General features: G+C 45.4%; 8 protein-coding genes. 4 read left to right on the plus strand and 4 right to left on the minus strand.

The features are described from left to right. Positions 1-63: 63 nt before the first annotated feature. Both purU and A9587_RS11815 read right to left on the minus strand, forming a co-directional pair. Complete coding sequence (gene purU, locus A9587_RS11810) at positions 64-906, minus strand: formyltetrahydrofolate deformylase (protein WP_000555861.1); 843 nt, start codon at positions 904-906, stop codon at positions 64-66. Between the two features lie 49 nt (positions 907-955). Further along, on the minus strand, positions 956-1,414 hold the full coding sequence (locus tag A9587_RS11815; RefSeq protein ID WP_016248760.1) for a YchJ family protein: 459 nt from the start codon (positions 1,412-1,414) through the stop codon (positions 956-958). A 112-nt stretch (positions 1,415-1,526) separates the two neighbouring features. On the opposite strand from A9587_RS11815, the gene rssA reads away from it, so the two are divergent. From rssA to galU, 3 genes are all read left to right on the plus strand, one after another. After that, on the plus strand, positions 1,527-2,438 hold the full coding sequence (gene rssA, locus A9587_RS11820) for a patatin-like phospholipase RssA (RefSeq protein WP_105263528.1): 912 nt from the start codon (positions 1,527-1,529) through the stop codon (positions 2,436-2,438). A gap of 86 nt (positions 2,439-2,524) precedes the next feature. Then, entirely contained in the window at positions 2,525-3,538 is a 1,014-nt protein-coding gene (gene rssB, locus A9587_RS11825; protein WP_001516510.1) for a two-component system response regulator RssB, read from the plus strand. A gap of 201 nt (positions 3,539-3,739) precedes the next feature. Then, positions 3,740-4,648 carry a UTP--glucose-1-phosphate uridylyltransferase GalU gene (galU, locus tag A9587_RS11830; protein WP_000719000.1) on the plus strand — a complete coding sequence of 303 codons (909 nt, stop codon included), beginning with the start codon at positions 3,740-3,742 and terminating at the stop codon, positions 4,646-4,648. A 143-nt stretch (positions 4,649-4,791) separates the two neighbouring features. Here galU and hns read toward each other — a convergent pair whose 3' ends face one another. After that, positions 4,792-5,205, minus strand: coding sequence for a histone-like nucleoid-structuring protein H-NS (gene hns, locus A9587_RS11835; protein WP_001287385.1), 414 nt, complete (start codon positions 5,203-5,205; stop codon positions 4,792-4,794). 599 nt (positions 5,206-5,804) lie between these two features. Here hns and tdk point away from each other — a divergent pair. Continuing rightward, positions 5,805-6,422, plus strand: coding sequence for a thymidine kinase (tdk, locus tag A9587_RS11840; RefSeq protein ID WP_000068068.1), 618 nt, complete (start codon positions 5,805-5,807; stop codon positions 6,420-6,422). 304 nt (positions 6,423-6,726) lie between these two features. Here tdk and A9587_RS25025 read toward each other — a convergent pair. Beyond that, positions 6,727-6,840, minus strand: a 114-nt coding sequence (locus A9587_RS25025; protein ID WP_236942426.1) for a hypothetical protein, incomplete at its 5' end; no start/stop codon positions are given.

Consider the following 6,840-nt stretch of genomic DNA (forward strand, 5'->3'; position numbering starts at 1 on the left):
TGAACTAGTTGCGTAATTTTCATCCGTAACGGATTAAAGGCAACCAGTTCTTTTGGCTGGCGATTAAAGAATAATCGTCCGGTTACCGTAAACAAAAACGCGCTGGGCCAAAACCTGGTAAAGCGCGCGGCTTAATACATTTTTCTCGACATCACGACCTGCCCGCATCATATCTTCAGCAGTGTAAGTATGATCCACATGAATAACGTCCTGCATGATGATTGGACCTTCATCCAGATTGTCATTTACGTAGTGTGCTGTTGCACCAATAATCTTCACCCCGCGCTCATACGCCTGATGGTACGGGCGTGCGCCAATAAATGCCGGCAGGAATGAATGGTGAATATTGATAATCTTATTCGGAAAGCGCGCCACGAACTCCGGCGTTAATACACGCATATATTTCGCCAGCACCACGTAATCAGGCTGATAAGCATCAATAGCATCTGCCATCTTCTGATCGTGTTCGTTACGACTTAATCCTTCATGGCTGACCAGTTCAAACGGGATATCAAAACGCTCCACCAGTGAACGCAAAGTGTCGTGGTTGCCGATGACTGCCGCTATTTCCACATCCAGTCCGCCATAAGTGGCTTTCATCAGCAGATCGCCAAGGCAATGTGCTTCTTTAGTGACCAGAATGACTATCCGACGACGACCGGCGGGAGTGAGCTCACGCACAGAACCTTCCGGCAATGCGCTATCGAGATCCGCCAGCAGGGTGGAATCATTAAATATGCCTTCCAGCTCCGTGCGCATAAAAAAGCGCCCGGTGCGGTGATCAACAAATTCATTGTTCTGCACGATATTTAACTCGTGCTTGTAGCAAATATTAGTAATACGCGCGATCAGACCCTTTTGATCCGGGCAAATGGTACGCAAAACTTTTCGTTGGAGTGAATGCATTGCTGGAAAAACCTTGTTGAGAGTGTTTGCTTAACCGTACCGTCAACCATTATTGGCCGCAGCACTTTTTAAATTTTTTACCTGAACCACAAGGGCAGGGATCGTTGCGGCTAAACTGTGGACGTGTACCGTCAATATAGTACCACTGACCGTTTTCTTTCAAAAATCGCGAACGTTCAATTATCGCTCCTGTTTTACCCTGTTCGGTAAATCGAGCGACGAAACTAACATAACCTACGTCATCACCTTCATGGTATGAGCGTTCAAATACGGTCAGCCCCAACCATTCGGTATGCGCAAATCCGGCCATCAATTCGGTACGCAACGCTGCAGCGCCACAGGATGGATGCCAGGTCTTTATTAAATAATCTGCGTCTTGCATCACAAAAGCGCAGTAACGCGAACGCATGAGATGTTCAGGATCAGGTGCAACCTTTTCACCAGACACATAAGGGTGGCAACATAGGCTATACTCGACAGCACTACCACAGGGACAAAGCTCAGACACAAATAATCTCCCTGGAAACAATAACGGCGTATTAATCGCCTGCGTAGCACTATGTTAACCGAGCAGTAGCGATGTGGCTACGGCTGCATTCCAGGGGAAGCTTGCAGGAATAATGAGAAAGATAAAAATAGGGCTGGCGCTAGGATCCGGCGCGGCGCGAGGATGGTCGCATATTGGCGTCATTAACGCGCTAAAAGAAATGGGCATTGAAATAGATATCGTTGCAGGATGTTCAATCGGTTCGCTGGTGGGCGCAGCCTATGCATGTGATCGCCTGTCCGCGCTGGAAGAGTGGGTCACCTCTTTTAGCTACTGGGATGTTTTACGGCTGATGGATCTCTCCTGGCAGCGTGGCGGATTGCTGCGCGGTGAGCGTGTATTCAATCGGTATCGCGAAATTATGCCGGAAACAGAGATAGAAAATTGTTCACGCCGTTTCGCTGCGGTCGCCACAAATTTAAGTACGGGGAGAGAACTGTGGTTTACCGAAGGCGATCTCCATCTTGCTATTCGAGCATCATGCAGCATTCCCGGCCTGATGGCACCGGTTGCTCATAACGGCTATTGGCTGGTTGATGGCGCAGTTGTTAATCCGATTCCTATTTCCCTCACGCGTGCGATGGGCGCTGATATCGTAATAGCGGTTGATCTCCAGCACGATGCGCACTTGATGCAACAAGACCTTCTTTCATTCAATGTCAGTACTGAATATGATGACACTGAAGATGCTTTACCGTGGCATGCACGGCTGAAAGAGCGGTTAAGCAGTTTTACTGCGCGCCGGGCTGTCACGGCACCGACAGCGACAGAAATTATGACTACCTCAATCCAGGTGCTGGAAAACCGCCTCAAACGAAACCGCATGGCTGGAGACCCGCCTGATATTCTGATTCAACCTTTATGTCCGCAGATATCTACCCTGGATTTTCATCGTGCCAACGCCGCGATTGCGGCAGGACAATTGGCGGTAGAAAAGAAAATGGATGAACTTTTACCGCTGGTTCGAACTAACGTTTTAATCTGATTTTTTATCTACACTTAAGTTAATTCTGACAGGCACTGATGGCAATAGCATGTCACTATTGAATAAAGCCAGTCAGGGGAGAGAACATGACGCAGCCATTGGTCGGAAAACAGATTCTCATAGTTGAAGATGAGCCAGTCTTTCGCTCGCTTCTGGATTCGTGGTTTTCCTCATTGGGAGCGACAACGGTACTGGCGGCTGATGGGGTGGATGCCCTTGAGCTACTGGGAGGTTTCACACCCGATCTGATGATATGTGATATTGCAATGCCAAGAATGAATGGTTTAAAACTGCTGGAGCATATCCGTAACCGGGGGGATCAAACTCCTGTCCTGGTGATTTCTGCTACGGAAAATATGGCAGATATTGCGAAAGCGTTACGCCTGGGGGTAGAAGATGTTTTGCTGAAACCGGTTAAAGATCTTAATCGCCTGCGTGAGATGGTTTTTGCTTGTCTTTATCCCAGCATGTTTAACTCCCGGGTTGAGGAAGAAGAAAGACTTTTTCGCGACTGGGATGCAATGGTGGATAATCCCACCGCTGCCGCGAAATTATTGCAAGAATTACAACCACCGGTTCAGCAGGAGATTTCCCATTGCCGGGTTAATTATCGCCAACTCGTAGCTGTTGATAAACCTGGTCTGGTACTTGATATTGCAGCACTATCGGAAAATGATCTGGCTTTTTATTGTCTTGATGTAACCCGAGCTGGACATAATGGCGTCCTTGCCGCTTTGTTATTACGTGCGCTGTTTAATGGCTTATTACAGGAACAGCTTGCGCACCAAAATCAACGTTTGCCAGAGTTAGGCGCGTTATTGAAGCAGGTAAACCATTTACTACGCCAGGCCAATTTGCCTGGTCAGTTTCCGCTATTAGTCGGCTATTATCATCGTGAATTGAAAAATCTCATTCTGGTTTCCGCAGGCTTGAATGCGACGTTGAATGCGGGCGAACACCAGATTCAAATCAGTAATGGCGTTCCGTTAGGGACATTAGGTAATGCCTATTTGAATCAATTGAGTCAGCGATGTGATGCCTGGCAATGCCAAATTTGGGGAACCGGTGGAAGGCTGCGGTTGATGTTGTCTGCGGAATGAGCAAACGATAATTTTGGATAAAATTGCATTACCCGCTAATGTTGGCTGGTGGTACTATCGTCGCCATTCGTATAAGTAATTGTCTTAATTATGTTAACTCACATCCTTTTCGGAACCAGGCCTTGTCAGGGTACTGATATACTGGGATGTGATACAGAAATATGAACACGTTCAATACACGAACAGTCCAGGAGAATTTAAATGGCTGCCATTAACACGAAAGTCAAAAAAGCCGTTATCCCGGTAGCGGGATTAGGAACCAGGATGTTGCCGGCGACAAAAGCTATCCCGAAAGAGATGCTACCGCTTGTCGATAAGCCATTAATTCAATACGTCGTGAATGAATGTATTGCGGCTGGCATTACTGAAATTGTGCTGGTTACTCACTCATCTAAAAACTCTATTGAAAACCACTTTGATACCAGTTTTGAACTGGAAGCTATGCTGGAGAAACGTGTAAAACGCCAGTTGCTTGATGAAGTGCAGTCTATTTGTCCGCCGCACGTGACTATTATGCAAGTTCGTCAGGGGCTGGCGAAAGGTCTGGGGCACGCGGTATTGTGTGCTCACCCGGTCGTTGGTGATGAACCTGTGGCTGTTATTTTGCCAGACGTTATTCTGGATGAATACGAATCCGATTTGTCGCAGGATAACCTTGCAGAGATGATCCGCCGCTTTGATGGAACTGGTCATAGCCAGATCATGGTTGAACCTGTTGCTGATGTGACAGCATATGGTGTTGTGGATTGCAAAGGTGTGGAATTAGCGCCTGGTGAAAGTGTGCCGATGGTTGGTGTAGTAGAAAAACCGAAAGCAGATGTTGCACCATCTAATCTCGCTATTGTTGGTCGTTACGTACTTAGCGCCGATATTTGGCCGCTGCTGGCAAAAACTCCTCCGGGAGCAGGCGATGAAATTCAACTGACCGATGCTATTGATATGCTGATCGAGAAAGAAACGGTTGAAGCCTATCATATGAAAGGGAAGAGCCATGACTGTGGTAATAAATTAGGTTACATGCAGGCATTTGTCGAATACGGTATTCGTCACAATACACTGGGTACTGAATTTAAAGCCTGGCTTGAAGAAGAGATGGGCATTAAGAAGTAACATCTATAGCGATGTTTTCTACGGAACGGCATTGAGTTATCAATGCCGTTTTTTTATAGCTTATTCTTATTGGATAGTCTTAAAACGGACAATAAAAAATCCCGCCAATGGCGGGATTTTAAGCAAGCTGAATCTAAAAAAGATTATTGCTTGATCAGGAAATCGTCGAGAGATTTACCTTGCTCATCCATTGCTTTTTTGATTACTGCCGGAGTACGACCCTGGCCAGTCCAGGTTTTGGTTTCGCCGTTCTCGTCAACGTAGCTATATTTAGCCGGACGCTGTGCACGTTTAGCTTTGGTGCCAGATTTAACAGCAGCCATGCTATTCAGCAGTTCGTTCGGGTCAATACCGTCAGCGATCAGCATTTCACGATATTGCTGCAGTTTACGAGTGCGCTCTTCAACTTCAGCAGCAGCCGCACTTTCTTCTTCGCGACGTTCGTTAACGACAACTTCTAATTTTTCCAGCATTTCTTCCAGCGTTTCAAGTGTACATTCTCTTGCCTGCGCACGAAGAGTACGGATGTTGTTCAGAATTTTAAGTGCTTCGCTCATTGTAGTAATCTCAAACTTATATTGGGGTGGTTTGTTGAGGTAATAATAGAGCCTTAAATTCAGTTGTGCAATAGCCAGGAATGTAAGGAATTCAAAATTGTTCTTTATTTTGTGCCGCCAATAAATATCTTTTCATAAAATTAGTCAGAAAAGACGCGGCATATAGCCCTATTTGCATCGGTACTTTTGCACCACCTAAGGTTAAAACTTCCTGATTCATGTCACATTTTATGTAGGGATTAACATGTGCTGGCACCTTTTACTCTTCGGTATTAGTCATGTTTACGAAATCCCCTATTAAGCGAATGATGAAAAGTAGAACAGTTGCAATAAGTGCAGGGACTTTGTATTGCCGTATGCTGGAGGTCAACAGGGGGTTATTACTTGTGCAACAAGTTAAAGATTGTGAATAGTTACCAGGAGTCATTTACGCAGTTATAACAAGCAAAGCAGTCGCAATGATAGCTCTGAAGGATTATGCCATCCTTCTAAAAGAATGACGTATATACCTCTTCTGCGCGTACTGTTGCACTGTAAAACTGGCGAATTATGATAAACTTCAACCAACTTTATTTCATATCATTGAGGGTCTGTGGCTGATGGCACAGCTATATTTCTACTATTCCGCAATGAATGCGGGTAAGTCTACGGCATTGTTGCAATCTTCATACAATTACCAGGAACGCGGTATGCGCACTGTCGTATATACGGCGGAAATTGATGATCGTTTCGGAGCTGGGAAAGTCAGTTCGCGTATAGGCTTGTCATCACCTGCAAAATTATTTAACCAAAATTCATCATTATTTGATGAGATTCGTGCGGAGCATGAACAACAGGCAATTCATTGTGTATTGGTTGATGAATGCCAGTTTTTAAGCAGACAACAAGTATATGAATTATCGGAGGTTGTCGATCAACTCGATATACCTGTACTTTGTTATGGTTTACGTACCGATTTTCGCGGTGAATTATTTACCGGCAGCCAATACTTACTGGCATGGTCAGACAAACTGGTCGAATTAAAAACCATCTGCTTTTGTGGCCGTAAGGCAAGCATGGTGTTACGTCTCGATCAGGAGGGTAGACCTTATAACGAAGGCGAGCAGGTGGTTATTGGTGGTAATGAGCGTTATGTCTCAGTTTGCCGTAAACACTATAAAGAAGCGTTAGAAGTCGGCTCTCTGACGGCTATTCAGGAAAAACACCAACACGATTAATAAGATTTTCTTTACTGACAGGATGAACGGGACGCCTTTATCCTGTCAGTTCGTTTTACTAACTTCTTCCGAGTCATAAATCCTTCCCTACTCTTAACCATCGCTAAAAGTGTAACCAAACGGTTTTAGTGCTCCGATGCTTCGTCATCTACGAAGTAGAGTCGTTTACAGGTTATCGCAGTTTTCGCACATTAGATAACAGTATAAATATGAGAATACTAACGCTGCTGAGTTATTTGATCTTGCATAGTATCGGTTTATGACAAAAACAAAAAACGGCCCCAAAAGGGATAATGCCAGTCAGTTAAGCAACTGACTGGCTCTTTTTCGGAGCTGTGGGGTATTTCCAGGGCCTCTCCTTTACCACTCTCGGGAAGGCCCTTTCCCTTCTTGCCGGTAATTTCACAAGTTGTCCCAT

The organism is Escherichia sp. MOD1-EC6162 (assembly GCF_002965125.1).
GTDB lineage: Bacteria > Pseudomonadota > Gammaproteobacteria > Enterobacterales > Enterobacteriaceae > Escherichia > Escherichia marmotae.